This is a genomic window from Arthrobacter sp. NPDC058192 (assembly GCF_042883665.1).
In the GTDB taxonomy this organism is placed as follows: domain Bacteria; phylum Actinomycetota; class Actinomycetes; order Actinomycetales; family Micrococcaceae; genus Arthrobacter.
In genome coordinates this window covers 22,582-49,459 of sequence record NZ_JBHVVJ010000023.1, presented here as the reverse complement: position 1 = coordinate 49,459, position 26,878 = coordinate 22,582, and the positions used below count along the sequence as shown (strand labels likewise).

The 26,878-nt window shown below is 62.7% G+C and carries 23 protein-coding genes; 7 read left to right on the top strand and 16 right to left on the bottom strand.

The annotated features are described in order from the left end of the window. Positions 1 to 96: 96 nt before the first annotated feature. Positions 97 to 609, top strand: a complete 513-nt coding sequence (locus tag ACFVVK_RS19325; RefSeq protein ID WP_390270741.1) for a gluconokinase — start codon at positions 97 to 99, stop codon at positions 607 to 609. A gap of 435 nt (positions 610 to 1,044) precedes the next feature. On the opposite strand, the gene ACFVVK_RS19320 is transcribed toward ACFVVK_RS19325, so the two are convergent. The 6 genes from ACFVVK_RS19320 to ACFVVK_RS19295 form a co-directional block, all read right to left on the bottom strand. Beyond that, the gene (locus tag ACFVVK_RS19320; protein ID WP_390270738.1) at positions 1,045 to 1,989 is read right to left on the bottom strand and encodes an amidohydrolase family protein; all 945 of its coding nucleotides are present in this window, start codon (positions 1,987 to 1,989) and stop codon (positions 1,045 to 1,047) included. A gap of 193 nt (positions 1,990 to 2,182) precedes the next feature. Next, positions 2,183 to 3,271 carry an ABC transporter permease gene (locus tag ACFVVK_RS19315; protein ID WP_390270735.1) on the bottom strand — a complete coding sequence of 363 codons (1,089 nt, stop codon included), beginning with the start codon at positions 3,269 to 3,271 and terminating at the stop codon, positions 2,183 to 2,185. Further along, positions 3,268 to 4,773 carry a sugar ABC transporter ATP-binding protein gene (locus ACFVVK_RS19310; protein ID WP_390270732.1) on the bottom strand — a complete coding sequence of 502 codons (1,506 nt, stop codon included), beginning with the start codon at positions 4,771 to 4,773 and terminating at the stop codon, positions 3,268 to 3,270. The genes ACFVVK_RS19315 and ACFVVK_RS19310 overlap by 4 nt, the downstream gene beginning before the upstream one ends. Before the next feature lie 14 nt (positions 4,774 to 4,787). After that, entirely contained in the window at positions 4,788 to 5,846 is a 1,059-nt protein-coding gene (locus ACFVVK_RS19305; RefSeq protein ID WP_390270729.1) for a substrate-binding domain-containing protein, read from the bottom strand. Between the two features lie 137 nt (positions 5,847 to 5,983). Beyond that, complete coding sequence (locus ACFVVK_RS19300) at positions 5,984 to 6,952, bottom strand: PfkB family carbohydrate kinase (protein WP_390270726.1); 969 nt, start codon at positions 6,950 to 6,952, stop codon at positions 5,984 to 5,986. Continuing rightward, complete coding sequence (locus ACFVVK_RS19295; RefSeq protein WP_390270723.1) at positions 6,953 to 7,915, bottom strand: sugar phosphate isomerase/epimerase family protein; 963 nt, start codon at positions 7,913 to 7,915, stop codon at positions 6,953 to 6,955. It lies immediately after the preceding gene. A gap of 316 nt (positions 7,916 to 8,231) precedes the next feature. Between ACFVVK_RS19295 and ACFVVK_RS19290 the strand changes: the two genes are divergently transcribed. Beyond that, positions 8,232 to 9,221 (top strand): sugar-binding transcriptional regulator, encoded by a 990-nt coding sequence (locus tag ACFVVK_RS19290; protein ID WP_390270720.1) that lies wholly within the window; start codon positions 8,232 to 8,234, stop codon positions 9,219 to 9,221. A 1,302-nt stretch (positions 9,222 to 10,523) separates the two neighbouring features. Here the strand turns inward: ACFVVK_RS19290 and ACFVVK_RS19285 are convergent. The 10 genes from ACFVVK_RS19285 to ACFVVK_RS19240 form a co-directional block, all read right to left on the bottom strand. Beyond that, positions 10,524 to 10,850: a CPBP family intramembrane glutamic endopeptidase gene (locus ACFVVK_RS19285; RefSeq protein ID WP_390270717.1), complete on the bottom strand. Its 327-nt coding sequence runs from the start codon at positions 10,848 to 10,850 to the stop codon at positions 10,524 to 10,526. Positions 10,851 to 13,752: 2,902 nt separating this feature from the next. After that, positions 13,753 to 14,211, bottom strand: a complete 459-nt coding sequence (locus ACFVVK_RS19280; protein WP_390270714.1) for a hypothetical protein — start codon at positions 14,209 to 14,211, stop codon at positions 13,753 to 13,755. A gap of 309 nt (positions 14,212 to 14,520) precedes the next feature. Continuing rightward, a complete protein-coding gene (locus tag ACFVVK_RS19275; protein ID WP_390270710.1) occupies positions 14,521 to 14,901 on the bottom strand; it encodes a RidA family protein in 381 nt (126 codons plus the stop codon). A 61-nt stretch (positions 14,902 to 14,962) separates the two neighbouring features. After that, positions 14,963 to 15,379 carry a hypothetical protein gene (locus ACFVVK_RS19270; RefSeq protein ID WP_390270707.1) on the bottom strand — a complete coding sequence of 139 codons (417 nt, stop codon included), beginning with the start codon at positions 15,377 to 15,379 and terminating at the stop codon, positions 14,963 to 14,965. After that, positions 15,376 to 16,074: an alanine racemase gene (locus tag ACFVVK_RS19265; RefSeq protein WP_390270704.1), complete on the bottom strand. Its 699-nt coding sequence runs from the start codon at positions 16,072 to 16,074 to the stop codon at positions 15,376 to 15,378. The genes ACFVVK_RS19270 and ACFVVK_RS19265 overlap by 4 nt, the downstream gene beginning before the upstream one ends. After that, complete coding sequence (locus ACFVVK_RS19260) at positions 16,068 to 16,784, bottom strand: SDR family oxidoreductase (protein ID WP_390270701.1); 717 nt, start codon at positions 16,782 to 16,784, stop codon at positions 16,068 to 16,070. The genes ACFVVK_RS19265 and ACFVVK_RS19260 overlap by 7 nt, the downstream gene beginning before the upstream one ends. Next, a complete protein-coding gene (locus tag ACFVVK_RS19255; RefSeq protein ID WP_390270698.1) occupies positions 16,781 to 17,857 on the bottom strand; it encodes a tartrate dehydrogenase in 1,077 nt (358 codons plus the stop codon). Before ACFVVK_RS19255 ends, ACFVVK_RS19260 begins: the two co-directional genes overlap by 4 nt. After that, complete coding sequence (locus tag ACFVVK_RS19250; protein WP_390270695.1) at positions 17,854 to 19,347, bottom strand: aldehyde dehydrogenase family protein; 1,494 nt, start codon at positions 19,345 to 19,347, stop codon at positions 17,854 to 17,856. The genes ACFVVK_RS19255 and ACFVVK_RS19250 overlap by 4 nt, the downstream gene beginning before the upstream one ends. A gap of 8 nt (positions 19,348 to 19,355) precedes the next feature. Next, positions 19,356 to 20,633, bottom strand: coding sequence for an NAD(P)/FAD-dependent oxidoreductase (locus ACFVVK_RS19245; protein ID WP_390270693.1), 1,278 nt, complete (start codon positions 20,631 to 20,633; stop codon positions 19,356 to 19,358). 26 nt (positions 20,634 to 20,659) lie between these two features. Further along, positions 20,660 to 21,334: a haloacid dehalogenase type II gene (locus tag ACFVVK_RS19240; protein ID WP_390270690.1), complete on the bottom strand. Its 675-nt coding sequence runs from the start codon at positions 21,332 to 21,334 to the stop codon at positions 20,660 to 20,662. A 406-nt stretch (positions 21,335 to 21,740) separates the two neighbouring features. On the opposite strand from ACFVVK_RS19240, the gene ACFVVK_RS19235 reads away from it, so the two are divergent. From ACFVVK_RS19235 to ACFVVK_RS19215, 5 genes are read left to right on the top strand one after another with little or no spacing between them, the layout of a single operon-like run. Then, positions 21,741 to 22,667: an ABC transporter substrate-binding protein gene (locus ACFVVK_RS19235; protein WP_390270686.1), complete on the top strand. Its 927-nt coding sequence runs from the start codon at positions 21,741 to 21,743 to the stop codon at positions 22,665 to 22,667. Positions 22,668 to 22,714: 47 nt separating this feature from the next. Then, on the top strand, positions 22,715 to 23,608 hold the full coding sequence (locus ACFVVK_RS19230; RefSeq protein WP_390270683.1) for an amino acid ABC transporter permease: 894 nt from the start codon (positions 22,715 to 22,717) through the stop codon (positions 23,606 to 23,608). Further along, positions 23,605 to 24,408, top strand: coding sequence for an amino acid ABC transporter ATP-binding protein (locus ACFVVK_RS19225; protein WP_390270681.1), 804 nt, complete (start codon positions 23,605 to 23,607; stop codon positions 24,406 to 24,408). Before ACFVVK_RS19230 ends, ACFVVK_RS19225 begins: the two co-directional genes overlap by 4 nt. A 2-nt stretch (positions 24,409 to 24,410) precedes the next feature. Further along, complete coding sequence (locus ACFVVK_RS19220) at positions 24,411 to 25,544, top strand: FAD-dependent oxidoreductase (RefSeq protein WP_390270678.1); 1,134 nt, start codon at positions 24,411 to 24,413, stop codon at positions 25,542 to 25,544. A 29-nt stretch (positions 25,545 to 25,573) separates the two neighbouring features. Next, complete coding sequence (locus ACFVVK_RS19215) at positions 25,574 to 26,827, top strand: aspartate aminotransferase family protein (protein ID WP_390270675.1); 1,254 nt, start codon at positions 25,574 to 25,576, stop codon at positions 26,825 to 26,827. The last annotated feature ends 51 nt before the right edge of the window (positions 26,828 to 26,878 follow it).

The following is a 26,878-nucleotide window of genomic DNA, read 5'->3' as shown; positions in this document are numbered from 1 at the left end:
GCTCAACGCCTCCCTCGACGGGCTGCTTCAGCGCCCGGTCGAAGTGGCGCGCCACGAGCCGATCCTCGCCGGAACCCCGGACCAGGGCGCACTCTGATGAAACCTGTCCTTGTCGTAATGGGCGTATGCGGGGCGGGAAAATCATCCGTCGGCGCCGCGCTTGCACAACGCATGGGTGCCACTTTTGTCGACTCAGACTCGCTGCATCCTCAAGCCAACGTCGAAAAAATGGCTGCAGGCAACCCGCTCACAGACGAGGACCGGTGGCCCTGGCTCGGACTCGTAGGTGCCGAGCTGTCCTCAAACCACCCGAATGGAGTCATCGTTGCCTGCTCGGCGCTAAAACGCGTCTATAGGGATGCAATCAGGGCCAGCGCACCCGCGGCAACCTTTGTCCAGCTCGAGGTCGAGCTGCCCCTTCTGCAAAGCCGGGTAGCACAGCGTCCCGGACATTTCATGCCCCCTTCTCTCCTCAGCTCCCAGCTGGAGACACTCGAACCCCTTCAGTCGGACGAAGCAGGGCTGACGGTGTCCACTCAGGAAGGCATCGAGGCAACTACGAACGAAATACTCTCACAGCTCCGCAACCTGCAAGCCTTTGGCAGTTGAACCGCGAAGTGGGCTGCTACAAATAACACCTTGATATTCGGAGGACTCGTAACTGACCTGCGCTGACAGGTGACCCATCGGCCGCCACTCCAATGGGCACCGGCGCGGTCCTCAGCACCGGACACGGTGTAAACGGGGGCCAAGCGCAGGTGTCAGTCGGCTCCCTCACCATCTGGGGTACAACCGAAAATCCCCGATCGTACCGGCTCTTTCCACCCGCACACCGTCGACCAGTCGCGGGACTGACCGTGAGCGCCATCCATTCCGCGGATCGCAGCAAACAACTCTGCGGCTCACAGGCTAATATTCCTGTCTCGACGGAAGAATCGACTAAATGCCAACCGTGGAGCCACCGTTAAACGGACACTCCTGGTCCCGGCGGCTCGGCGTCTCGCGGTGACCACGGCGCGATAATGCCGAGATCCGGCGGGATTCCTAGTTCGGCGCTGCGGCGCCGTGCCGCTCCGGTTTGCCCGTGGTGGGCTCCGGTCCGATGTCGTAGGTCCGCCGCGCGGTTTCCGCGAACAGCTCACGGCGGTCAGCTTCTGACATTGAACCGGTTATCTCGTCGAACGCTGTGTAGAGCGCGTTGAAGCTGGAGTAGAGGCTGTCAACGGGGAAGTTACTTCCGAACATGGTGCGGTGCGGGCCGAACACGTCGATGGTATCCAGGATGACCGGTCGGACTGATGCGGTCGTCCACGCGTGGTCATTCGTTCCAAGGGCGGAAATCTTGGTTACCACGTTCGGCTGCTTTGCCAATTTTTGCATTCCGGTCCGCCAGTCGCGAAGGGACTCGGGATCGCGGTGAATGGGCATTCCGGCGTGGTCCAGGATGATGGTGGTGTCCGGATGGTTTGCGGCCAACTGCGCCGCCTGGTCCAGCTGGTCGGGGAAGACCTGGAGGTCGAAGGACAGACCCAGAGCCGAAAGATGTGAGAACCCTTTCAGCCAGACGGGGTCGGTGATCAGATCAGGGCGGGATGTATGGGTGTATTGGGGGTCCGGGTGCCAGTTGAGGATGTCGCGGACGCCCCGCACCGATGGGATTGCCGCGAGGCGTTCCAGACGGGACAGCACTTCTGGCTCGGCCAGGGAAGCCCTGGCCACTTGAACGGACGGACGGCCGCTGTTGTCGTGGACGCTCTGGATCCAGTCAGCTTCCCACAGCGGATCGGCGGCGCCGTTTTCGATATGGACCGATCCTGCCAGCCGGAATCCCTCGACGTCTTTCAGGTAATCCCCGATGAGATAGTTTCGCCGGAGCGGCCGGTCATCCCCGTGATAGCGGAAAGGTTCTGCCGGACCCTGGAGCCAGGGGTATGACCGGGAGAAGTCGCACAGGTGGTGATGGGCGTCGATGATGTCAAAATCGAGCACTGGGGGCTCCTCGTGTCCTGGGTCTGTCCCTCTTGCTTGACTGTAGTCTGCGGGATGGGGAGTTGGGCGTCGGCCGTGGAGGAAGACAAGGTTTCCGGAAGTAGGAACGGCGGCTGCGGTGTTCCCGCTGCCGCCGCTCCCCCGGATGTTCGATGTGAACATTTCCCGGGCCTGGTCACCGCCGGGGGTTGGATCAGACCGCTGCTTCCCTCTGCGGGACTTCCGCCTGCGGGGCTGACCTTTTCTTGAACAACGGCCATCCCTTGCTGCCCTGGTCCAAGGCGACGGCAATCACGACGACGAGGCCGGTGACGATCTGTTCGTAGAAGCTCGGAACATTGAGCAGGACCAGTCCATTGGTTAGCGCACCCAGGATCAGGGCTCCGACCAAAGTCCCCGCGATCCGCCCCTCTCCACCCATGAGGTTGGCTCCCCCGATCACTGCGGAGGCGATGGCGGTGAGCAGGTACGGGCTGCCGGCGTCGGTTTGGGCCGCGTTGATGCGGGCTACGATGACCAGTCCGCCGATTCCTGCGAGCACGCCGGAGAGGGCGTAGACAGCGATTTTCACCCTGTCGACGCGGACGCCGGAGAGCCAGGCCGTTTCTTCGCTGCCGCCGGTAGCGATGACGTTCTGCCCGAAGACCGTCCGGCGAAGCAGCAGCCAGCAGAGGACGGCCAGGACCGCCACGAGGATGACCGCGACCGGGATGCCACCAACGTAGCTGTTGAGCATGAAGACGAAGTCCTTGGGGATGTTGTAGACCGGCTTGCCGTTGGTGACCACGTACGCGAAGCCCTGGTAAATACTCATCGTTCCCAGCGTGGCGATGAACGGGGGCAACTTGAGCTTGGTGATCAGGAGGCCGTTGATAGCGCCGCAGACCAGTCCGAGGGCAATGCCGGCGAGCAGAGCGAGGAAAGGCGAGGTCCCGGCGTTTACCATGAGGGTGGCCGTCGCGATCCCGACGAAGCTCGCGATCGAGCCGACGGAGAGATCGATGCCTCCGGTGATAATGACGAACGTGATGCCGAGCCCGATGATGGCGTTGACGCTGGCTGAAACGGCGATGTCCCGGAGGTTGCCGGAGGTGAGGAAGTTGGGGTTCAGCAGTCCGAAGATCAGAAAGATGACCAAAGCGGCGATGTAAATCCCCAGTGCCTGGAGGTTCAGTGTCGGCCGGGTTCGTGGTTTCCTGGCGGCGGCGTCTTGCCGTCGATCCACAAGTGTCGTCTGGGTGTCTTTACCAGGATCTTTCGTGGGCAGGGTGGGCTGGCTCATGTCGTTGTTCTTTCTGCGATGCCCATGGCGTTGGCCACGAGGCTGTGTTCATTGATGTCTTCTCCGGTGTGCTCGGAGACGAACTGACCCTGCCGCATTACTTTGACCCGGTCGCTAAGGGAGATAATTTCCGGTAAATCGGAAGAGACCACGATCACCGCGCTTCCGGCGTTGGCCAAGGCGTCGATGAGTTCGTAGATTTCGACCTTGCCGCCGACGTCCACGCCCTTGGTGGGCTCATCGAAGAGGAATACTTTGGTGTTGCGCCAGGTCCACTTGGCGATCACGATTTTTTGTTGGTTGCCGCCGGAGAACTGGCGGGCGTTGAGGCGTACATTGGCGGGCCGGAGTGACATCCGGGCCGCAGCCTCTTCCGCGGCGGCAATCTGCTTTCGCCGGCTAATGATCGGCCCAAAACCGTTAAACTGCCCGTCCGCGGTGAGGGCGACGTTGAAGTAGGCGGGAACCTGCAGGACCAGGCCCTGGTGTTTGCGTTCTTCGGGGATGAACGCGATACCAGCGTTTCTGCTGTCCCTTGGCGACCGGATCCTGCGCTTCTTCCCGTCAACGCTTACTGTGCCGGTGCTGCCTTTGTCGGCCCGAATGATTGCGCGGAGGAACTCGGTACGGCCTGAGCCGACCAGGCCTGCGATCCCCAAGACTTCGCCGGCCCGCACGTCCAGGGCGAGGGGTCCCCCACCGCTCGGGTGGCTGACCTCCGAGGCGGAAAACAGGACCGGAGCACCCGGGGGGACCGGGTGCTGCCGTTTGAACGACAGCAACTCCCGGCCGACCATGTTCCGTACTATGTCCTGTTCGGATGTCTCCACGATCGGCCTGGTGTAGTTGACGGTGCCGTCACGCAGGACCACGACCTTGTCGGAGACGCTCATGACCTCGGGCATCTTGTGTGAAACGTAGATGATGCCTACCCCGCGGGTGTGGGCGATTTCCCGCACCCGGTTCAGGACGCCTTCGACGTTGTGCTCCAGCATGCTGGTTGTGGGTTCGTCGAGGGCCACGATTTTGGCGCCGAAGGCCAGAGCCCGGGCGATGGTCAGTGCGTGGCGTTGTGCGGGGCTCAGTCCCCGCACCGAGGCTTTCGCCTTCAGTGGGAATCCCATCTGGGCGACGTCGGCCAGCGCCTGGTCGATGTCCTTGGCGGCGTCCCTGCGCTGGCGTGCTGTGCGCCCGAGCACGAGGTTCTGTTCTACCGACAGCTGCGGGACAATGGCAGGTTCCTGATGGGCGATCCTCACTCCGTCAGCCAGTGCCTGGCGTGGTGAGAAGTGTGCCCTTCGCGTGCCGTCGATGATCACTGAGCCGTGATCGGGGACAAGAGAGCCGCCGAGGATGGCGAGCAGGGTGCTTTTGCCGGCGCCGTTTTCCCCCGCCAGCGTGCAGATTTCGCCCCTTTCCAAGGTGAAGCTGACGTCGTTCAGGGCCCGGACACCGGGGAATGACTTCGCGATATTCTGCAGCTCAAGCAGCGGTGCAACCATGATGGATACCGTCCCTACGGCATTCCGGTCGGGTACTGCCCGACGTTGGCGGAATCGATGATAAAGGCAGGAACATCGACCCAGCCGGGAACCTTCTTGCCGGCCAGCAGCCAGAGTGCTGTATCAACGCCGCTGGCGCCTTCGGTGACGGGCTGCTCGCTCACCGTGGCGGTCATGTTGCCCGCCTGGATTTCTTTCTTGGCCTGGGGAATGCCGTCGGTGCCGACCAGGAGGACCTTGCCCGTGAGGTTCTTGGCCGCGATGGCGGCGGCGACACCCAGGGCCATCCCGTCGTTCTGGGAGTAGAACGCCTTGATGTCCGGGTTGGCCGTGAGCATGGCCGAAGCGATCTCCTGTGCCTTGGTCTGATCCCACTTGGCCGTCTGAGAGGCGACCAACTGCAAGTTCGGATGTTTGGCCAGTCCTGTCTTGAAGCCCTCGCCGCGGTTCAGGGCATTGGATGATCCCGGGTCACCTTCGATCATGGCGACCTTGCCGCCGTCGGGGAGCTTGGTTGCAATGTAATCGGCAGCCGTCTGACCGATCGTCAGCGCATCAGGACCGACGTAGACGCTTCCGGGCACGGTGCCCTTGGCATCGTTCAGGATGACGACGGGCGTGCCCTTTGCGAGGGCATCGGTGAAGACTGTGTCCAGGCCGGTCGCCGAGATGGGCGACGCAAGCAGGGCGGTGCAGCCCTGGTTGGCGGCGCTCTTTGCCTTGTCCAGCTGCTCAGTAATGGAGGACTCGTCGGTCACATCGAACGTCTGGTACTTGACGCCCAGCTTCTTCGCCTCGGATTCGAAGCCGTCCCGCTCAAATCCCCAGAACTCGTTGGACAGCGTCCGGGTGATGTAGCAAAGCTTGGTGTCGGCCGAACCTGTCGGAGCGCCGAGGCTGGCCTTCAGGTCCTTGATCGGCGTCTTCGCAGACGTATTAACCAGGCTGGCGAGGTCTCCGGACTGGGATGACTGGCCGCTGGGCCCTTCGGGAGTGGCACTGCAAGCCGCGAGCAATGCGACTGCTGCCGTGGCCGCGGCGATCTGGGTGGCCGCCTTGGGAAGTTTGTTCATGATCTGTATTCCTTTCGTCTTTGGAAGGCCCGCGGGCGGGATTCGTGCTCATACATGGGCGATGCCCCCATTGAGACGAACACCGTCAAAGCTGGTGGGGCTATGAAACGGTTCGGCGGTTGATGTTGGTCGTGTCCTTAGCCACGGATGTTTTCCGTCGCTTGTGCGGCTGTAGTGCAGTCTTTGGCGAGGGGAACGCCAATGACTCTCTCTATGTGTTGAACGTCGGCGGGTGTGAGGAAGGATTCGGAGCGGCCGCAGACGAGCCGGCCCGCCTCGTTGGCAGCCCTGAGGCACACAGGGAACGGGTGGTCGTTGGCCATGGCCAGAACCATCGTTCCCAGGAAGCTGTCGCCGGCCCCTACTGAGTTGACGACGCGGATCGGTTCGACGTCCGCGTGCACCAGTTCTTTGCCGTTCAGCGCCGCCACCCCGCGGCCGCCGAGTGTCAGGACGGGAGTTTTGGCCCCGGCCTCGCGAAGAGCCGTGAGGAGCAGCGCCACGTCTGTGTTTTCGGGGACATCCAAGACGTGACAGGCCTCGCTCAGATTCATGACCACGACGTCCGCGAGCCGCAGGAGCGGCCTCGCCTCTGCGTGCACTGGGGAGAGGTTCAGGACCACGGTGGAACCAAGCTCACGGAACCTGGTGGCTGCGCGCCGGACGGCGGCAAGGGGCACTTCGAGATTCAGAACCACAAACGCCGGCGGCTCATGGTCCTCCAGGTAAGCATCGATGTCAGCCGGTGAGAAATTCCCGTTGGCTCCCGGAACAACGACGGTGTCGTATTCGCCCTCGGGATTGACTCTTACATGCCCCACGCCGGTGTGGATCCGGTTATCGTGAATGATGCCCTCGGTCGTGATGCCCCGCGCCCGGAGGGCGCCGGTGATGAAGTGTCCCAGTTCGTCAGTGCCGACACGCCCTACGAGCGACACAGTCGGATCCAGCGAGGCGATACTCATTGCCGCGTTCAGGCTCTTGCCGCCCGCAGCCATTTCGAAGCCCTTCCCGGTCACGTAGCTGGCCGCGCCCCCGCCTGCGCCGAGGTAGGCAATGAGATCCGCATTCAGTGACCCGACGACACAGATACCGGCTGAAGTCACCTAGACACCTACGGCTTTCGACCACAGAACGGACGAGGAGTGAAGTGCGTCTCCGCTGGGGAGGTCCGGATAGTCGCGGACGAGCTCGCGGGCCTTGTCGATGATGGTCCCCATCCTCTCGATGTTCATCTCGCATTCGGTCACCGGGTTCTCGCGTACCGGATCGGTGTCGAAATAATACGTTCCTTGGTATCCGTCGCGGAGCAGGTAGTACGCGAGTTCCAGAGTTTCCGCGAAATGGATCGACCCCACCAAGAGGCCGTCATCGGCCACGCCGTGCGAGTCGTTGATCTGGAGTCCGAACAGTTTCTGCTCCCGCAGGCACATGGCGGCGGACTGCGCCGGGTTCTCCCGGGCCATCAGCAGGTGGCCGAAGTCCAGGGTGACGCCAAGGTTCGGACGGTCACAGTCTTTGATGAGGTTCATGACAGCGCCAGTGGTGTTAAGAATGGTGCGTCCACGGGGCTCAGCCGGCTTGTACTCGATCGAGACGCGGATATCCTGGTCGACGTCGGCGACAGCCTGCAGGCTTTCGACCATCCAGTTCCAGGACTTCATGTAGTCCATCTGCAGCGGGTATTCGTACCCGTCATGAGCTGGCCAGAGCAGTACATGGTTGGTGCCGAATTCACGGCACAGGCCAATTGCTTCCTTAACCATCGAGACGGCTGCTTGCCGAAGCCCGGGATCGGGATTGGTGAACCCGCCGTTGGAAAACTGGGGCGCCGGCCAGCGGAGTTGGATGCCGCGGACATCGAGATCGGCTTTGTCCAGGGCCGCCTTGATTTCCTCGACTGAATGCTGGCCGAAGTGCTCCGGGTAGTTCAGTTCGAGAGACGTCAGACCCTTAACGCTTCCGGCGATGGCGATCAGGTCGATCACCGAATCTTCCCCACTGGGGTATTTCTTGCCCTTGCCCAACCCGAAGGAATTCAGGCGGGTGGAGTACTTAATATCTGTCATCTGCGTTTCGCTTTCGATCGTGAAGGTTACTGCGGCCCCTGAGTGCGGCGATCGAAATTCCTGATGGAACTTCGACTCTGAAGTTGGTCCGGTGTTGGAAGTCTACGAGCCATCCAGCCTCGCGATCACGGGAAAAAATGAAACAAGGGCAATAATCTTTCAGTACTGAATATTGATTCAGTGGCACCACGGCGCCCACCGAATGACGCTTTCGATCCAGAGTGCCTCAACCGGCCCATGGGATGACACCCGGGGCCGAACGGGGCTATATTCACATATGAATGAATATTCATCAATCCCTCGAAAGTGACGAAATATGACGCAGGTCACTCCTCAGTCGTCTCTCCTCTCGGCTAGCACGGAGCAACTTCGGCTGTTCACCAAGATCGCCGTGCTCTACCACGAGGAAGGCATGTCGCAGGCCGAAATCTCCGAGCGTCTGAACCTCTCCCAAGCGAGGGTTTCGCGTTATCTCAAGAACGCTGTCGAGCTGGGAATCGTCCGGACGTCGATAGTTCAGCCCGCCGGAATCTATGTCGGTCTGGAGAAGGCGCTCGAGGAGAAGTACCAACTTCGTGAAGTCGTGGTGGTTGACGTCATGGACGGCGCCTCTTTAGGAATGCGATTGGGCTCGTCCGCGGCAACCTACCTCGAAACCACCATCGATGCCGACGACTATGTGGGAATCTCCTCATGGAGCACCACCCTCCTGCATACCGTTGAGGCGATGCGGTCACGGCCGAGAAAGATCGCCAATGAAGTGATCCAGCTCATCGGAGGGGTGGGTAGCCCACAAGCACAAATACAGGCCACACGCCTTGTCTCGCATCTCGCAGAGCTGACATCGGCCAAGCCGTACTACATGGGATGCCCCGGGCTGGTAGCGAATCCCCAGATTCGCGAAGCGTTCCTTGGTGATCCGGCCGTGAAGACGTCCATTGAAGCCTGGGACCGACTGACCACCTTGCTGGTCGGCGTTGGGACGTTCCCGGCATCCCCCCTGTGGCAGGCGAGCGGGAATGCCCTGAGCAGGGCTGAAGAAAAGGAACTATCCCGCGCAGGCGCCGTCGGAGAGATATGTTTGCGCTTCTTCGATATTGAGGGGCTGCCCATGAAGCCAGCGATCGAAGAGCGAATGATCTCCATCGAGGCCGAAGCGATGATGGCCGTACCCCGCCGCATCGGCGTAGCCGGAGGCATGCGCAAACTGGACGCCATCCGCGGCGCCGTCGCCGGGGGCTGGATCAACGTCCTGATAACGGATGCCGATGTGGCAAGACAGCTTCTGGAACCGCCGAAACTCTAAATGCCGCGAGGGCGCGCGTGTGTATCCTGCGAGGGCGCTAAGTCGATGCGGTTTCGGTTGCCCGAGTGGTGGCTCTCGTTATTACGGACGATCCCAAGTCATGCAGTTCCAAGCGCTCCACGCCATGAAGGAGTACGCAGCAAAGCCGCTGCCCAAGTCAAGAGAAGGAGCCACCCCGCCACAGCAACATCCACCAAGAAAAAATGGGCCCCCGCAGGGGCCCATAAAGGAGATTTGTACACACTCAGAGGCTCACAAGCCCCTGAACAGGGAAAACACGTGCCCGAGGTGGGACTCGAACCGGGTTCCAGTCCTCGCAAACACTGCGGTCCCGCCGAAACATACGGAATCCGGCCCAGTCCGGCGCCGGTACGGCCCAGTCCGTGACCCAAAGTATGGACACTGCCCACACCCCACTTCGCCCACCAAAGACCTCCCCCGAAGAGCCGCACCCTGCATCGACAGGGTGCGGCGCTTCTTTGCCCTGAAACTTGATCCTGCTGGAGAAGTCCGACCGCAGCTTCAACCAGGTCCTGGCCGCGCTCGGTGCGGCCCCCCGGGCCCGTCCGCACGGCGCGCTGAGTCTCCCGGCTCTGCATACCGACACCTCTCTTCATCCCTTCATGGTCCGATCGGTTGACGGCCGCATGACCAGGCAGCGCCCCATTAGACGCTGACCGCGGGCTAGCGGAGCCACACGAAAACAACGGCACCCGGCGGCGCCACCGCCACAGCACGGTGCCAACGATCAGGGCCGCGCCTCGAACGAGGCAACGGCTGGACGATGCCGGCATAGCGTTGGCATCTTCCTGATCATTCAACGTTTGTGCCTTCCTCGTCTCCCCATCGTGGTTGTACAGGAGGAGAGTATCCAGCGCCGGGGTCACCCCGGCGTCGTACGTGTCTGCCCCGCGATTTCGATCCGAACGGCTTGGGCGATCGAAGCGAAGGTACACCCGCCATTCGATCGGCCCTATGAGCGTGGGGGGGTCGGGGTTTCCGTGATCGACGAGTAACGCTGCCCCCGACCGGTAAATCGTTTTCATCCTGATGGCCGGGCTGTCCGAAGCGGTTGTCATCTTCCGAAGTCATCTGCACGAAATGACCAAAGTCGTCTGCACGGCCACCTCATGCCCGTAAGGGGAACCCCTACCGGGCCTATTCGATTAGGTTTCTGAGGACATGATTTCCAATACGTGTGCATCGTTCTGCGGGAGAGCCGGTGACTTTCTCGCGCACTGCTCTGGGAAGTGGTTGAAATTTAGGCGCCGTTTCCGATAGCAGTCACAACACCGCGATGCTTCATGCAGCCGTCAGCACGACGATCAACACCAGGGCATTGTTCGCAGCATGGAGAAGCACAGGAGCCCATAGGTTCTGATGGAACCGTCGGACGAGGGCCAATGCGATGCCCAGGGCGAAAAAGTATGCGAAAGTGAGCAGGACCAGGTGGTAAGCAACAAACAGCGCTGCCGAAAGCATGACCGCCACGAAGGGCCGGAAGCGCCGGGAAAGGCCGCTGAGGAAGGCACCCCTGAACAGCACTTCTTCCCACAGCGGTGTGAGCACGGCGATGATAAGGAAGCCCAATACGACGTAGGGTATCGGCAGATCGGCGATCCTGGCCAAAGTGTCGTTCGAGGAGCCGGCGCATGGGCTGTCTATCCCCAGGTTTGTGAGGGCGGCGAGTTAGAGGCCTGCAGGCAGGCGGAGATGACAATGGCGGACGGGATTTGCCAGAGCAGATGAAGCATCCTGGGCCTGAACCATCGGAACCCGAGCCCACCTAGACTTAGGCCGTTTCTCCGGATCAGGTGGACGTACAGGGCCAGCATGGCCGCGGCAGTGGCGCCGCATAGGATCAGAAGAATGACGGACTCGGGAGTGAAATCAATGAGGCCGGAAAGCCCCACAGCCAGGACTCCCCCGGTCAGGACCGCAAGACACAGAGCTACAAATATCAGCGCCCAGGCGGCTTGCTTGAGAGTCACGCCAACCGTCGACCCGCAAGCCCCCAACGGTTGGTTAATTGAACCGGCTTGCAAAAGTATCCCCCGAGGCTTCATCTTGCGAGCCAACTCAGCTTCGACGGCGCTTATCCCGTATCCAAGCGATTGCTGACGGCGTCCACTCTGGTCTTCATATTTTGACGAAGTAAGCACGGTCTGCACGGCAATTGCTTGTCCGCCAGTGGATCCCTTATCGCCCACCCTTGGGTCACAACGACTGCAGGAACGCCATGATGTCGCCAGCGAGGAGCGCGGGTTCTTCGTGGGGAGCGACCACGATAAGCCGTCCCTCGTCATTCCGGTAGGGCCGGAAGGGTCCCCTGATCCCTTACCGCAGCCGCCCAAAGATATCGGAGGATGTCCTCGATTGTAAGTCGGGTGTTTAACCGTCCGAGGCACTGGAGTTGGCTGATTTCGGCGAGCTGTTCTACTCATTTGGACGAGTTCTGCTGTGGGCCGCCATCCTCTGCTTCGCCAATGTGCTGGGTCTCATGGTCGCTTCGGTTTGGCTAGGTCACCGGCGGCTGCAGTTTAAGAAACAGCAGGGAACAACAACGACGGGACAACGAGGACTGGGCCAAGCGCCGTCAGGGCGGTGTGTCGCCAAATACGACAGCTTCCCGCTCCGTGCACACCCGGGGACCTCTAATCGTTCCGCACAGAAATTCCTCAGGCGATCCATACGGAGGACACAGTCGGCGAGCCCACCATTGTTCGAACCGGAGTAGCCGCGAACGCGACGGCGACCGCGACTTACCGGAGCGTGGGTGGCGAGCAGCGAGACCTTTAGCCGAAAGAGGACCGGCCCTTATACCGACTAGAGATGTGAGGCTCAGTGATCACTTTGTGCAAGCACCTACTCCCTCCAGTCCCCCAGACAGGCTGCTATCGACACAAGCCTGTACCTCTGAAACCGGCCTCCACGTCCGGCGGCGTGACCAGTAGATCCGCCGGTCAAGCCCCGAACAGTGAGGTGCCCCGATGTCACCAAAACGCGAACCACGCTTCTGGAACCATGAACACGCTCCCTTAATCATGCTCGGCGTCGGACTCGTCCTGGTGATGATCGCCGCCGGGATAGTCCAACTGGATGTGGAATGACCAAATGCGACACGAGAGAGCGCCGGACGATGAAATGTTCCATCGCTGACAATTCATGAAGTACCTGCAAGAGAGGAACAATGGAAATGAATACTTCGAATCAGTGTCCCGTTGCTGGCTGCGGTGAGACAGGCGTGAAGTTATCGCCTCATCACGACCCGTTTGAACTAATTACCTTTGGCCGGCTAGCGGCTCGACCGATGGAACTTGCCTGTCCGCTTCATAGTGAAATCCTGTGGGAGCGATATAGGGAGGAAGTAAGTGCAGCCATGATGAGTGCCTCCCGACGTGGAACTGCTGCTGCGCCCACTGATTCCGTGGCAAGGGTTTCCTGGCGTCTGAACTCCCACAATGACCCCACATCAAAAGCAATCGCGTCCCTACTGGCACTGGGAGAGAGCGATGAATACTCGTCACCACTGGAGCAGGGAAACTGAGACACACGCCCGGCGGAGAAGTGTGGGGAAAACCGAAATCCAAGGGTCCCGGTGTAGACCAAGCTGGACGCATCGCCAGCCTTTAGTCGCCGGGATAATGCTTTTGCCGATGCCGGCCGCACGGGCGGAGGGTTTGAGACCATTTCCTTGCTTGATCGAGGCCAGAAAGCGGATACCTGCTGGAGACGTCGAACTCAAATACATATCGAATCACCTTGAAATAGGTGTTGCTTCGATCGACAGAATCCCCCGCAGGCTAAGCAGCACATCCAAGTCCATGACCGGGCCCCCATCGGATACGCTCTCGTATCCTCGAAAGACCAAGACCTTACCGCCCGGAAGAATGCCCCTGGTTGCTCTTGGAGTGTCGTCAGAGAAGACGTTCACGAACCAGGGACTCGCCGGTGCCGACCGGGCACACCTCGGGCTCAAGGAAGCGCTAGCCGCTTGACCGTCAACAAGACGTATCAAGTCATGCGCTTATCTGGCAACGTCGCCATGAACAGTCATGACATCAAGAAATGCAAACCAGCAAAGGCAGCACCGCTCCCCCATCCAGCGTCCAGTCATGCAGCTGGCGGCACCCCGGGCCATGAACGAGTAAACAGCGCCACCGCTGCCCGAACCACAAGAAGGAGCCGCCGGCCACAGCAACGGCACACCAACAAAAATAGGCCCCGGAGGGGCCCATAAGTGAACAGTTTGTGCACAGTCAGAGGCCCTCAAGCCCCTGAACAGGGAAAACACTGCGCCCGAGGTGGGACTCTAAACTGCATTCCCGGCCTCGCAAACACTGGGAAGTCTGGAAAACGTATGGATACGGACCCGATCCGGACCAGATACTCCCCATCCAAAGCCAGAAGTGTTGACATTGTCAACACCTCTTCAGGTACGGGTCCATCCAGTCTTCCGGCCAACTTTCCGTCGCCGGGACCTTCCGCAAACGCAGCCCCTCACCCACGGCCGACCGGGGGATAACGGCTATTAGCCGCACTGCATTCTTGCGGCTCCTACCGACGCGGTGAGCTGATTGCGCGCTGCGCCGGGGTTCAGGTGTTCCGCAGCAGCTCGCGCTCGCATCAAATGTGATGCTGCCTCCTGGCAATTCCCGGCCTGTTGCTCCAACTCGGACCACAGAATTTCCGTGTAGGTGTGGCCTGTTGCTTGGTCCACGACCGATCCGTCGTGCCACACCTCCAGCGCTTGCTGCAACTGGGCGCGCCCGCCCGCGACATCGCCCGCTTCGAACAACAACTGGCTCTTCAGGCGCAGCAATCCCTCGCGGGTGAGCGGATCGGTATCGACGCGCAGCCCGCCGTCAATCAACTTTGCACTTCGGGAGTAGGAGTTGGAGAATTTGAGGGCGGACGCGACTGTGAGGTATTCCGCGCCTGAGACTTGGTCGGGGATCCGATCGATCACGTCGGCTGCCTGTTGTGTCAAGACCAGATTCTCGGCATTGGCAATTCCCGAGAGGCTGTCCAGTGTAGTGCGATCGTTCGCGTATTTCGCCGTGAGGTCGACATTCTCCTTCGGAAGGGCGGACAGTCTCTGGATAAGCTGTCCCAGCTCTGTTCTCGCCGCTCGATCGTTCTGTCGAGCTGTTTGATCGTTGGCGCAGTACGTCGCCGCAATTGAGAAGAGCTGGGCAACGAGGGAGTATGAGGGAATCCGGCCGGTACCACGGGGCGCCAGGTTGCGTAGCCGCGGCCTGCAACTTATCCAGGTCCAGACGCGGACACGGCAGGAGCGCTACCGGCTTGCGGTGACATCCACTTCAAACCGGCAGTCACGCGCCAGGGCAGCAACACCCACGGTGGCGCGCACCGGTGGATCCACGGGGAAGACTTCGCGGAAGATTTTGTCCATCACTGCAAATGCCCCCAAATCTGTTAGGTACATGACGCACCGCACCACGGAATCCAGCCCAAGGCCCACCGAGTCCAGGAGATCTTCAACGGTGGCGAAGGTGGCGCGGACTTCGGCATCAAAATCTGCAGGATACGTTTCGGGACGGCCTGCCACGCTGCCTACCTGGCCCGCCAGGAAGACAAGGCCAGCGGCTTCCACAACTTGGGAGTAGGACTCATGTCCAGGCTGGACACCATCGATAGAAGGGATGAGCTTAGGCATTGGGTTCCAATCTTCTGTTCTGGTTGAAGACGCCGCTGTTGGCTGGGTCCGTTGGTCAGGTTCAGGACAGGTGGCCGCGTGCGTCCACCGGCCACCGCTCCGGGGCGGACCCGCCGTTCATCACCACGAATTCGTCGAAGAGGTTTGCCACCGGGCACGCGTGGTTCGGCACCAGTGTCAAGACTTCTCCTACGGCCGGGCGCGGAACGCCGTCGGGAATTGAAAGGTAGCCGTGGTGCTCATTGAGCAGCCTCAGCACGCTGCCGGGAATGGACGGGACCAGCCCGAAACCCTTCTCGGGATTGCCTTCCCGGCCAAGGGTCTTGGTTCCGGCGTCGATAATCACTTGGCCGTCCACCGAGGTACTGACCACCGTGGTGGCCACCAGGAGGCCCACGTCCTCCAGGCCGCCGCAGGTGCCCATCCGCACGTTGTCGGCGTCATTGAAGATGTACTCTCCCGGACGTGCCTCCGTCATCGGAGCCCGTGAGGAGAGCAGTGCAGTGGGGGTGGACCCCCGCTGACAGTCTCCGCGGGAATACCGTGCACCGCGAAGGAAGCGATGGCCGCTTCTGCGGCCCGTACCTCGTCGGCCGCTCCCCCAGCGCGCGCCTCTTTGGACTTTCCCGCGTGTCCGGGATACGTGAAGATGCCGGCAACTTCCAGGCCCAGTTCGAGGCAAGCTGCGGCCAGGTCGCCAGCCTCACCGGGCCGGACTCCCGAGAGGCGCGCTCCACTGTCGATCTCCACCAGGATCCGAAGCGGGCGCTCGGAGCCGACGGCGGCCCGGGCCAATTGCTGGGCTCCGGCCACCGAGTCAACCCCGATGGAAAAGCGCGGCACCCCGCGGTGCAGTTCTAGGATCCGTTTGGCGCGCCGCCCCACGCCTGCCCAGATGGTGTAGGCGAGGAAGATATCGTCGAAACCGGCTTCCGCGAAGACCTCGGCTTCACCCACGCTGGACACGGTAATCCCCACCGCACCCGCCGCCAACTGGCGCCTGGCCAGATTGACCGACTTGTGGGACTTCACATGCGGCCGGAGTGTGAGGCCCTTGCCGGAGATCGCGTTTTGCATCCGGTGAATGTTGGCGTCGATGACACTGAGGTCGATGAACACGGCCGGTGTCTCGATTCCAGTGGGGGGCACGGGCAGGTGGGGTCCGCTTACCATGGCAGTTGGTTCCTTTCATAGAAGTAGCCTCCTGATGGACCGTCCGGGGGCAGCGTGGCAAGCCACACCGGAGTGTCGGCACCACGCTCCACCGTGAGGGTGGCATTCGGGCTCATGTCCGTGTGCGTGTATCCGGGAGATGCGGCATTCACCAGGATCCCCTCGCCGCGGACCTCTGCCGCCAGCAGGACAGTCAGCATGTTCAGGGCCGCCTTGGAGATGCGGTACGCCGGCGACTCGTCGTCCTCGGTCAGCGTTAGAGATGCCATGTTGCTGGACAGGTTCACGATCCGCCCGTAGCCCTGGGTCCGCATGGAAGGCAGCACAGCCCGGACACACTCCCACGCGCCGAATAGGTTGGTGTCCAGGCTGGTCCGCACCGTCTCGAACTGTGGATCCGATGGCCGATGGTCCGGAGCGTCAAGAGCTATGCCGGCATTGTTCACCAGCACGTCGATGGTGCCGTGCTCCTTGATGGCAGTGGACACGGCATCCCTGATGGTGCGGCCATCCGTGACATCCAGTTTGACGGCGGCGGCGCTGCAGCCCAGGTCCCTCAAGTGTTGCGCCGCCTGTTCGCCGCTGTCCCTGGTTCTGGCGCCCATAAGCACATGGTGGCCGCGCTCGGCGAGCTGGCGGGCGATCTCCCGCCCGAGGCCGCGGTTGGCACCTGTGACCAGGGCGACTCTCTCCTGCTGCCGGTCTGTCACGCCGGGCCGTCGTGCGGCACTGTGTCAATGGCCTCCAGGACGGCCTTGATGAACTCCGCCGTGGAGGCCGTGCCGCCCACGTCCCGGGTGCCCGCCCCGTTGCGCAGCGCCGCTTCAAAGGCCAACTGCAGGTGCCTCGCTGCGTCCGGATGGCCCAAATGGTCCAGCATCATCACGCCTGACCAGATCTGCCCCACTGGATTGGCGATCCCTTTCCCGGCAATGTCAGGAGCCGAGCCATGCACCGGTTCGAAGAGCGAGGGAAAGCGCCGCTCGGGGTTGAGGTTGGCGCTGGGCGCCAAACCAATGGAGCCAGTGACGGCGCTGCCCAGGTCCGAGAGGATGTCACCGAACAGGTTGGACGCGACAATGACGTCCAAGGTCCACGGCTTGAGGACGACGTGGGCGGCAAGTGCATCCACCAGCTCGGAACTGAGCACCACGTCCGGGTATTCAGCCACGGTTTCCGCCACCACCTCATCCCAGAACGGCATGGTGTGGATGATGCCGTTGCTCTTGGTGGCTGAGGTCAGCTTTCCCCGCCGGGAGGACGCCAGCCGGGCGGCATAATGGGCGGCCCGCGCGATCCCCATCCTGGTGAAGACCGTTTCCTGCACAGCGCTCTCCTGCGGCAGACCCCGGAACATCCGGCCGCCGATCTCGGAGTACTCGCCCTCATTGTTCTCCCGCACGATCAGAAGATCGATCGGTTCGTTCGACGCCAGCGGCGACGCGACGCCGTCGAGGGTCTTGACCGGGCGGAGATTGATGTATTGCTGGAATTCCCGGCGGATGGGAATCAGCAGCCCCCAGAGCGTCTCGGCGTCCGGGATGTCCGGGGAACCCACGGCGCCCAGGAAGATGGCCTCATGCCGGGCCAGCTGGTTCAGGCCGTCAACGGGCATCATCCGCCCGTGCCGCAGGTAGTACTCCGAGCCCCAGTCGAACGGCACAAAGTCGAAGTCCAGTCCGTGGATGCCGGCGATCTTTTCCAGGCATTCGATGGCGGCCGGCACCACCTCCTGGCCGATCCCGTCGCCGGCAATGACTGCGATGCTGTGGCTGCTGGTCATAGTATTCGCTCCGGGAGGTTGATGATGGTGCTCTTGGGCTCTGTCATTTCCAGGACGGCGTACCGGACGCCCTCCCGGCCGACGCCGGATTTCTTGAAGCCGCCAAATGGCATGGAGTCGATCCGGACATCGCTGGTTTCGTTGATCACCACTGCGCCCACCTCCAGCAGCTCGGCAATGGCCAGGGCGTGCTCCACTGATCGGGTGAAGACGCCGGCCTGCAGTCCGTACTCGGTGTTGTTGGCCGCACGGACGGCCTCGCCCACCTCCCGGAACGGGAGGATGCTGACCACGGGGCCGAACACCTCATCCCGGATGACGCGGCAGTACGTTGGGACGTCAGTGAGGACTGTGGGTTCATAGTAGGCGTTCCGCCGTGTTCCGCCGGTGCGGACGAAGGCGCCGGCAGTCCTGGCTTCATCCACCCAGGCTTCCACGCGCTCCGCTTCGGCATCAGAGATCAGCGGCCCCACGTCCGTTGTCCTGTCCAGCTTGGGCCCGCACTTTAGCGCCTGCGCGCCGGCCGTGACGCGGCGCACCAGCTCTTGATACACCGATTCCTCGGCATAGACGCGCTGTACGGACAGACAGTTCTGGCCCGCCACGCCGAACGCACCCGCCACGATGGCCTCGGCGGCATGGGCCACATCTGCGTCCGCGCAGACGATCGTGGCGTTGTTGCCGCCCAGCTCCGAGACAATCTTCCGCGCACCAGCGGCAGCGGCGATGGACTCCGCTGTGCCGGGGCCTCCCGTGAAGGAGATCAGGTCGATCCCGGGATCCGTGACCAGGGCTTCTGCCACCCCCGGTCCGCCCGCCACCACCGCCAGCCTTTCGGCCGGGACACCGGCCGCCAGCAGCAGCTGCACGAACGCCAGGGCGGTCAACGGGGTACGTCCGGACGGTTTCAGAACGACGCCGTTCCCCCCGATGAGGGCAGGGCCCAGCTTGTGTGCCACCAGGTTCAGTGGATCGTTGAAGGGCGTGACCGCGGCGACCACTCCTACCGGTTTGCGGCTGTACCAGCCGATCTTGTTCCCGCCTCCGGGGCTGTCCTCAAAATTCAGCGTTTCGCCGCCTAATACGCTGGCTGCCGCTGCCGAGAGCCTCAGCGTCTCGGTGCAGCGCTGCACTTCACGTTCGGCTTCCCTGATGGTCTTGCTGCTTTCGGAAGCGATGAGCGCAGCGAACGGTGCCGATGCTTCGGCCAGCAGTCGCGCTGCCTTCTCCAGGGCTTCCCGGCGCGATCGCAGCGGCCACTCCTGCTTGAGGTTGGCCCTGATGTAGGCAACTGCCCGGGTGACATCCGCCGGTGTCGAAGTGGACACGCAGCCCAGCAGGGCTCCGTCCTCAGGGTTGCGCACCTCCTGTGCGCGGTCCGCTAGCTGCCAGCTGCCCTCCAGGAAGGCGCCGCCCGGGAGGTCCTCCACGGCGGACAGATTCCGGCTTGTGTGCTGATCTTGGTCGACGGTGCTGAGGGAGGCGGGCATAGGGTTCCTTAGCTGATCCGGTCGATGATTTTTGCCGCTCCGCCGATGAAGGGCAGGAACCAGGGCGGGCCGAAGTGGCCGGGCACGGGCGGGTTCTTCAGGTCCTCCCAGACATTCGCGGACCTGTCTCCGCCCATGTAGCTGGCCATCTTCTTGCCCATGTGCGCGGCCATCTGGACACCGTGGCCGCTGTAGCAGAGCGAGTAGAAGAGCCCGTCGTGCTGGCCCGCGTGCACCATCTGGTCCATGGACAAATCCACCAGCCCGCCCCACGTGTAGTCGACCCTCGCGGTGGAAAGGTACGGGAACAGCTCCAGCATGGCCTTCCGGAGGATCTCGCCGCTTTTCACATCCGAGTCCGGGCTGGAGAGCGCGAACCTGGCCCTGCCCCCGAACAGCAGCCGGTTGTCCGGGGTGATCCTGAAGTAGTACGTGAGCATCTTGCTGTCGGAGGCCTGGCGCCTGTTGGGCAGGATCCGGTTGACCACGTCCTCCGGCAGCGGCTCCGTGACGATGATGAAGCTGCCCACAGGGATTACCCGGCGTTGTAGCCAAGGCGTCACCGGCCCCGTGTAGCCACTGGTGGCAGCCAAAACCTGTTTGGCGCGGACAATCCCCCGGGTGGTGTGGACATCGTGGACCGCGCCGGAGACCTTCTTCAGCTCCGTCACCGCGGCGTCCTCGCACAGGACGGCACCCGCGTCGGACGCTGCCCTGGCGAGCCCGTGCACGAACTTGCCCACGTGGAGTCCGGCGCCCAGGGGGTCCAGCATGGCGCCGTGGTAGAAATCGGTGCCGATCTCGCTTTGGATCTCCGACTTGGTGATGGTGGTGACGTGGTAGTCGGCCAGGCCCGCGAGCTGCTCCTGGGATCTCAGCATGCCCTCGTAGTGGGAGGGGTGGAAGGCGAGCGAAAGCTTGCCGTGCCGCTTGTAGTCGCAGTCAATGCCATTGTCGTGCACCAGCTTTTCGATGGTGTCGATGGCGTCGTTGTACTCGCGGAACATCTCCACGGCCCGGGTGCCGCCGTAGCGCTTGACGGCAGTGTTGAAGCCGATGGCCAGGCCCGTAGTGGCCATGCCGCCGTTGCGCCCGGACGCGCCCCACCCCACGGTGTGCCGTTCCAGGACCGCCACGCTGGCGCCCTGTTTGCTGAATTCCAGTGCGGCGGAAAGCCCCGTGAATCCTGCTCCGATGATGGCCACATCCACGGTCTCCGGTACCGGGTTGCGGCGGTAGTCCCCGGATGGTTCAGCCGTGTCCAGCCAGTAAGGGGTGAGTTTCACAGTTGGCCCTTCGCGTCGTCGGGGACTTAGAGGCCCAAGAGCTTGTTCAGCTCGTCCAGGGAGTTGACCGTGGTGTAGTTATAGGCCGGGCTGTGCGGGTCGTAGCCGCGGTCCAGCATCACCGTGTTCGTGAAGCCCAGGTCATGGGCCGGCATGAGGTCATAGCGGGTGTGTGAGGAAACGTGCAGCACATCCTCAGGGGCTGCATTGAGCTGGTCCAGCATGTATTCGAACGCCCCGTAGCGTGGCTTGTAGTAGCCAGCCTGCTCCGCTGTGTAGACGGCGTGGAAGTTGGCGCCCAGCCGGGGGACGCTGATGTCCAGGAAGCTGGTATCGGCGTTGGAGAGGATGACCAGCTTGAAGTTTTCACCCATGGTCTTCAAGGGGTCCGGGACGTCGTTGTGCGGGCCCCAGCTGCGGACGGCGTCGCCCAGCTGCTTGCCGGCATCGGCTGTCGGTTCCAGGCTCCACTTTTTGCACACACGGTCGTAGGCGTCCTGGAGGACCTGCTCGTAGGCGTAATACTCCCCGCACACCTGGTCATAGCGGTAGTTGCGGAAGTCCCGCATGAAGGCCGGCATCTGCTCTTCCGGGACGCGGCCCTGCAGCAGGTGCCGGGTGGTGGGCTCGATCTGGTAGTTGATCAGGGTGCCGTAGCAGTCGAAAGAGATGTATTCGGGCCGGAATTCGGTGGTTGCCATGTTCATCCGTTCGCAGAAGGGTTGCCGGGTGGCCGGGAGAGCGCCAGCGGCTGGAAGGGGAATCAGCGGTTCGAGAGAGGCGCGGCGGATGCTATGCCAGCCCGCTGGCTCCGACATTAGGGCCGAGAATTGTAGATTGTCAACAGTTTTGATTGGCGGGAACTGGAAAGTTTGCCGGGGGAAAAATATTCAGAATTTTTTCCTGAAATCGTCGACAATCTGCAATTTCGATGGTTGCATTGCCCCTAGATGCCGAGGTGATCCAGACAACGAGGCCTCTAACCGTACGTTTCCACCGGCGCCATCCCACCCTCCGTTCCGCAGGCGCACCGCCCGGACAACGCTGGGATACTACTGCACCCGCTTCTGCACGACTCCGCGCTGAAGCCGTTTGAAGGGAAGCATCATGAAGGCCAGAAACAAAGTACAGACCGCCACCGCAGGACTCGCCGTGATGCTGGCTCTCGCCGGCTGCGGGGGCACGGCGGCGGGCACTCCCGCACCGGACAACTCAAAGACGTCCAACACCGCCGACATTTCCGAAAACGTCCAGGCCGACCCGGCAGCAACGGCGCTGCTCCCCCAGGCCATCAAGGACAAAGGCGAACTGACGGTGGCGATGGACCTGCACTACCCGCCCACCACCTTCCTGGCCGATGACAACACCACCCCCATCGGCCTCAATCCCGACATCGCCCGCCTCGTGGCCAAGAAGCTCGGGCTGAAGCTGAAGTTCGAAAACACGGCCTTTGACACCATCATTCCCGGCATCGACGCGGGCCGGTATGACTTCACCGCCACCACCATGTCCGCCACTGCCGAACGGCTGAAGGTCCTGGACATGGTGGACTACTTCAGCGACGGCGTGTCCGTGGCCGTCGCTGCCGGCAATCCGCTGGGCATCAGCAATGACAACATGTGCGGCAAAAACATCGCGGTCACCAAGGGTTCCAACTCCCAGCTGGTCCACCTTCCCCACATCTCCGAATGGACCTGCACCTCCAAGGGCAAACCGGCCATCAACGGCGTGACCCTGCCAAACGTCCAGGACGCCCTGACCCAGCTGGCCTCCAAGCGGGTAGATGGCGTCTTTTACGACACCACTGCCCTGGCCTGGGCCGACAAGCAGCAACCCAATACCTTCCAGGTACTGAAGCCCCAGGTGGATACGCGGTCCGTCGACACCGTCTCCATCGGTCTGAAGAAGGGATCCGCTCTGACGCCGGCACTTCAGAAGGCAGTGCAGTCCGTCCTGGACAGCCCTGAATACAAGGAGTCCCTGGCCAACTGGGGTCTCACCAACGGGGGAATCACCGAAGCAAAGCTGAACTAGCAGGAGCGGCCATGCAGTCCCTGGTTTCCGAAGGAAAAGAGACAACAATGAGCCAGACCGACGGGATCCTCAAACCGAGGCTCCGGCGCAGAAGTGCTTTCGAATACGCGGCATGGTGTGTGTGCATCCTGCTGGCGGTCGGAATCCTCACCTCGGTGGCCACCAACCCCAACTTCAAATGGGGCGTGGTGGCGCAGTACTTCACGCAGGAGAGCATCCTGCGCGGCCTGGTGCTCACCATCATGCTCACCGTGGTGAGCATGGGACTCGGAACACTCCTGGGGCTGGGCCTGGCCATCATGCGCTCCTCACGGATCAAGCCCATCGCAGCCACGGCCGGGGTGTACATCACCTTCTTTCGGGGCACCCCGGTCCTGGTTCAGCTGATTTTCTGGTTCAACATCGCAGCGCTGTACCCCAATCTCACGGTCGGGATCCCGTTCACGAACATCCAGCAGGCGGTGGACGTCAACGCCCTGATGGCCCCGATCACCGCCGCAATCATCGGGCTCACCCTGAATGAGGCCGCGTACATGGCCGAGATCATCCGCGGCGGATTCTCCTCCGTCGGCAAGGGCCAGATCGAGGCCGCGGATTCCCTGGGCATGAGCAGTTTCACCAAAATGCGAAAGATCATCATCCCGCAGGCCATGCCGTCCATCATTCCGGCCACCGGCAACCAGGTGATCGGAATGTTCAAGGAAACCTCCCTCGTCAGTGTGCTGGGGGTCGCCGAACTGCTGCAGAGTGCCCAGTTGATCTACGCCCGGAACTACCAGACCATCCCGCTACTGATCGTTGCCAGCCTCTGGTACCTGGCGATGACCCTGGTGCTGAGTTACCCGCAGTCCCTGCTCGAAAAGAAATACAACCGGTCCGCGGTCGCGCTCCCCCGCAAGGCCCGGAAGCTTCTCACCGCTCCGGAAGGAATCGCGCGATGACTAACAGCGTCACGTTGGCCAATGACGGCACGGTTGCCTGCGACGGCACAGTGCTGGCCCGCGGGATCCAGAAATCCTTCGGCGCCAAGAGGGTCCTCAAGAACATCAACCTGGACATCGCCAGCGGCGAGATCTGCTGCATCATCGGCCCCAGCGGCTCGGGCAAGTCCACCCTGCTCCGCTGCATGAACGGGCTGGAAACGGTGGACTCGGGCGTCCTCAAGATGAACGGCGAGGATTTCGGCTATTACGAAACCGAGCACGCCTACCACGCGCTGAGCCGGAAGAAACTGGCAGAACAGCGCACCCGGATCGGCATGGTCTTCCAGCAATTCAACCTATTCCCCAACATGACCGCGCACCAGAACATCACGGCCGGGCCCGTGCTGGTCAAGCGCGGTGACAAGGAGGCAGCCGGCCGGCGCGCACACGAGCTGCTGGCCGACGTCGGCCTCAGCGGCTTCGGGGACTACTACCCCGCCCAACTCTCCGGCGGACAGCAGCAGCGCGTTGCCATCGCCAGGGCATTGGCCATGGATCCGCAGATCATGCTTTTTGATGAACCGACCAGCGCCCTGGACCCCGAAAAGGTGGGCGAAGTGCTCGCCGTGATGCAGGGCCTGGCCAAGAAAGGAATGACCATGGTGGTGGTGACCCACGAGATGGGTTTCGCCCGCGAAGTGGCCGATTCCCTGATCTTCATGGACGACGGCTGCGTGGTGGAGCGCGGCGACGCGCGGGAAGTCCTGGCCAATCCGCAGGAAACCCGGACCCAGTGCTTCCTGGAGAAGGTGCTGTGATCATGGACGGAAAGCTCGCCGTCGTCGGTCTGGGCAGCATCGGCAGCATGGCCCTCTGGCAGGCGTCCCGCCTGACCGATTCCGTAGTGGGATTCGAAGCCGCCCTGCCGGGGCATGCGCGCAGCGCTGTGGGCGGGGACACCCGCCTGTTCCGCATGCTGTACCGCGGCGTCCCCGACTACTACCCCGTCCTGCAGCGTTCGCGCACCCTGTGGCAGGAACTGGAAGCCGAATCGGGGCAGGACATCCTCCTCAAGTGCGGCGGCCTCTCCATCGGCACCGCCGGCGGGCCCTACCTGACAGCCCTCCTGGAAACCACCAGGGGCAACAACGCCGCCCACGAACTCCTCAGCCGTGAGGACATGGCCGAGCGCTATCCTCAGCACAACCTGCGCCCGGACGACGCTGCGGTCTTCGATCCGGGTGCCGGAGCCCTGCGCACCGACCGCGCGGTGACCTCCGCCGTCGCAGCCGCACAGGCCAACGGTGCAGCCGTGCTGCCCAACACACCGATCGACGGCATCAGGGAAACGGACGACGGCGTGCTGATCACCTCTGGTGACCGGACCTGGACCTTCGAGAACGTCATCGTCTCCTCCGGCGCATGGTCCCGGCAGCTGATGCCCGCAACGCTCGCCGGCGCAACCAGCCCACGGAGGATCTACCTCACCTGGTTCGTGGCCAAGGACCCTGCCGAGTTCACACCGGACCGTTTCCCGGTGTTTATCCGGATTTCCGGGCAACGGTCCATGTACGGCGCACCCAGCGTTGACGGGGTCACGGTCAAGACCACCCTGGACGACCGGTCCATTCCCGCCGCCGGCGCCGATGACCTCCTGCGTGAACTGACTCCCGCGGAAATCTCGGAAACCACGGAAACCGTGACAGAGTTTTTCCCCGGCCTGCACCCCACCATTGTCCGCTCCGACGCCTACCCGGACCTTTACACCTCCGACGCGCACCCGCTGCTGGGCCCTGCAAGGCCCGACAGCAGGATCTACTGCGCCACCGGCTTCTCCGGAGCCGGCTTCAAAATGGCCACCGGCTTCGGCGAAATTGCCGCCCTCGAGGCCCTCGGAAAGCAACGGTTCGACGGCCTGGATTTCGTCCGGCCGCAGCGGTTCGGTTCCCGCTGACCCCCTCCAACACTTAGAACGGACTTCCCATGGCAACTCTTAGCCCGCTGCTCAAGCAGGCCACACCGGTCATCGTCGACCACGCCTCCGGCAGCTGGATCCACGCCACCGACGGCAAACAGTACCTCGATTTCACCACCGGAATCGGCGTGACCAGCACCGGGCACTGCCACCCTGACGTGGTTGCCGCGGCCCAGGAGCAGGTGGGCAAGATCGTCCACGCGCAGTACACCACCGTGATGCACCAACCCCTGCTCGAGCTCACCGAGAAACTCGGCGACGTGCTGCCGGCCGGCCTGGACAGCGTTTTCTACGCCACCTCCGGCTCGGAAGCTGTGGAAGCCGCCGTGCGGCTGGCCCGGATGGCCACCGAACGGCCCAACATCATCTCGTTCCAGGGAGGGTTCCACGGCCGTACGGTAGGCGCCGCATCCCTCACCACCGCGGGCACCCGCTTCCGGTCCGGGTTCTCCCCGCTCATGGGCGGCGTCCACATTGCCCCGTTCCCATACGCCTACCGCTACGGCTGGGACGAGCAAACCGCCGTCGAGTTCGCCCTGAAGGAACTGGACCATCTGCTTCTCTCCACCAGCAGCCCGGCCGACACCGCCGGTTTCATCATCGAACCCGTCCTCGGCGACGGCGGCTACCTCCCCACTCCGCCCGCCTTCCTGCAGGGGCTCCGGGACCGGGCCGAGCGGCACGGCATCATCCTCATCCTCGACGAGGTCCAGGCCGGCGTGGGCCGCACCGGTAAGTTCTGGGGCCACAACTGGGCCGGCATCACCCCGGACATCCTTATCACCGCCAAAGGCCTGGCCAGCGGGTTCCCCATTTCAGCCATCGCCGCATCCACTGAACTGATGGGCAAGGCCTGGCCGGGATCCCAGGGCGGCACGTACGGCGGCAACGCGGTGGCGGCTGCCGCCGGGGTGGCCACCCTTGCCGTCATAGACCGCGAAAACCTCGTCGCCAACGCCCAGCTCCGCGGAGTGGAGCTCCGGGCCGGTCTGGACAGGCTGGCCCAGGACTTCGCACCCATCGGCAACGTCCGGGGACTGGGTCTGATGCAGGGCGTGGAGTTCACCGCGCCGGACGGCACCCCGGACGCCGCCACCGCGCTGGCTGTCCAGCAGGCTGCCGTGGCCGAGGAACTGCTGCTGCTCACCTGCGGGCCGCACGGCAACGTTGTCCGCATCATCCCCGCGCTCAATGTCAGCAGCGAGGAAATCCAGGCCGGACTGAGCCGGTTCGCCCAAGCACTCAAGGCGGGCACGGCCTGACCAGCCCATCCCGGACCCAAACCCCCGGCACCCGCCGGGCGCCGGCGTCGG

What these genes read in the sequence shown, in the direction of transcription:
- ACFVVK_RS19325 (WP_390270741.1), top strand. Translation starts at nt 97, where the DNA reads ATGAAACCTGTCCTTGTCGTAATGGGCGTATGCGGGGCGGGAAAATCA.
- ACFVVK_RS19315 (WP_390270735.1), bottom strand. Translation starts at nt 3,271, where the DNA reads ATGAGCCAGCCCACCCTGCCCACGAAAGATCCTGGTAAAGACACCCAG.
- ACFVVK_RS19310 (WP_390270732.1), bottom strand. Translation starts at nt 4,773, where the DNA reads ATGGTTGCACCGCTGCTTGAGCTGCAGAATATCGCGAAGTCATTCCCC.
- ACFVVK_RS19305 (WP_390270729.1), bottom strand. Translation starts at nt 5,846, where the DNA reads ATGAACAAACTTCCCAAGGCGGCCACCCAGATCGCCGCGGCCACGGCA.
- ACFVVK_RS19295 (WP_390270723.1), bottom strand. Translation starts at nt 7,915, where the DNA reads ATGACAGATATTAAGTACTCCACCCGCCTGAATTCCTTCGGGTTGGGC.
- ACFVVK_RS19290 (WP_390270720.1), top strand. Translation starts at nt 8,232, where the DNA reads ATGACGCAGGTCACTCCTCAGTCGTCTCTCCTCTCGGCTAGCACGGAG.
- ACFVVK_RS19275 (WP_390270710.1), bottom strand. Translation starts at nt 14,901, where the DNA reads ATGCCTAAGCTCATCCCTTCTATCGATGGTGTCCAGCCTGGACATGAG.
- ACFVVK_RS19270 (WP_390270707.1), bottom strand. Translation starts at nt 15,379, where the DNA reads ATGACGGAGGCACGTCCGGGAGAGTACATCTTCAATGACGCCGACAAC.
- ACFVVK_RS19265 (WP_390270704.1), bottom strand. Translation starts at nt 16,074, where the DNA reads ATGGTAAGCGGACCCCACCTGCCCGTGCCCCCCACTGGAATCGAGACA.
- ACFVVK_RS19255 (WP_390270698.1), bottom strand. Translation starts at nt 17,857, where the DNA reads ATGACCAGCAGCCACAGCATCGCAGTCATTGCCGGCGACGGGATCGGC.
- ACFVVK_RS19250 (WP_390270695.1), bottom strand. Translation starts at nt 19,347, where the DNA reads ATGCCCGCCTCCCTCAGCACCGTCGACCAAGATCAGCACACAAGCCGG.
- ACFVVK_RS19240 (WP_390270690.1), bottom strand. Translation starts at nt 21,334, where the DNA reads ATGGCAACCACCGAATTCCGGCCCGAATACATCTCTTTCGACTGCTAC.
- ACFVVK_RS19235 (WP_390270686.1), top strand. Translation starts at nt 21,741, where the DNA reads ATGAAGGCCAGAAACAAAGTACAGACCGCCACCGCAGGACTCGCCGTG.
- ACFVVK_RS19230 (WP_390270683.1), top strand. Translation starts at nt 22,715, where the DNA reads ATGAGCCAGACCGACGGGATCCTCAAACCGAGGCTCCGGCGCAGAAGT.
- ACFVVK_RS19225 (WP_390270681.1), top strand. Translation starts at nt 23,605, where the DNA reads ATGACTAACAGCGTCACGTTGGCCAATGACGGCACGGTTGCCTGCGAC.
- ACFVVK_RS19220 (WP_390270678.1), top strand. Translation starts at nt 24,411, where the DNA reads ATGGACGGAAAGCTCGCCGTCGTCGGTCTGGGCAGCATCGGCAGCATG.
- ACFVVK_RS19215 (WP_390270675.1), top strand. Translation starts at nt 25,574, where the DNA reads ATGGCAACTCTTAGCCCGCTGCTCAAGCAGGCCACACCGGTCATCGTC.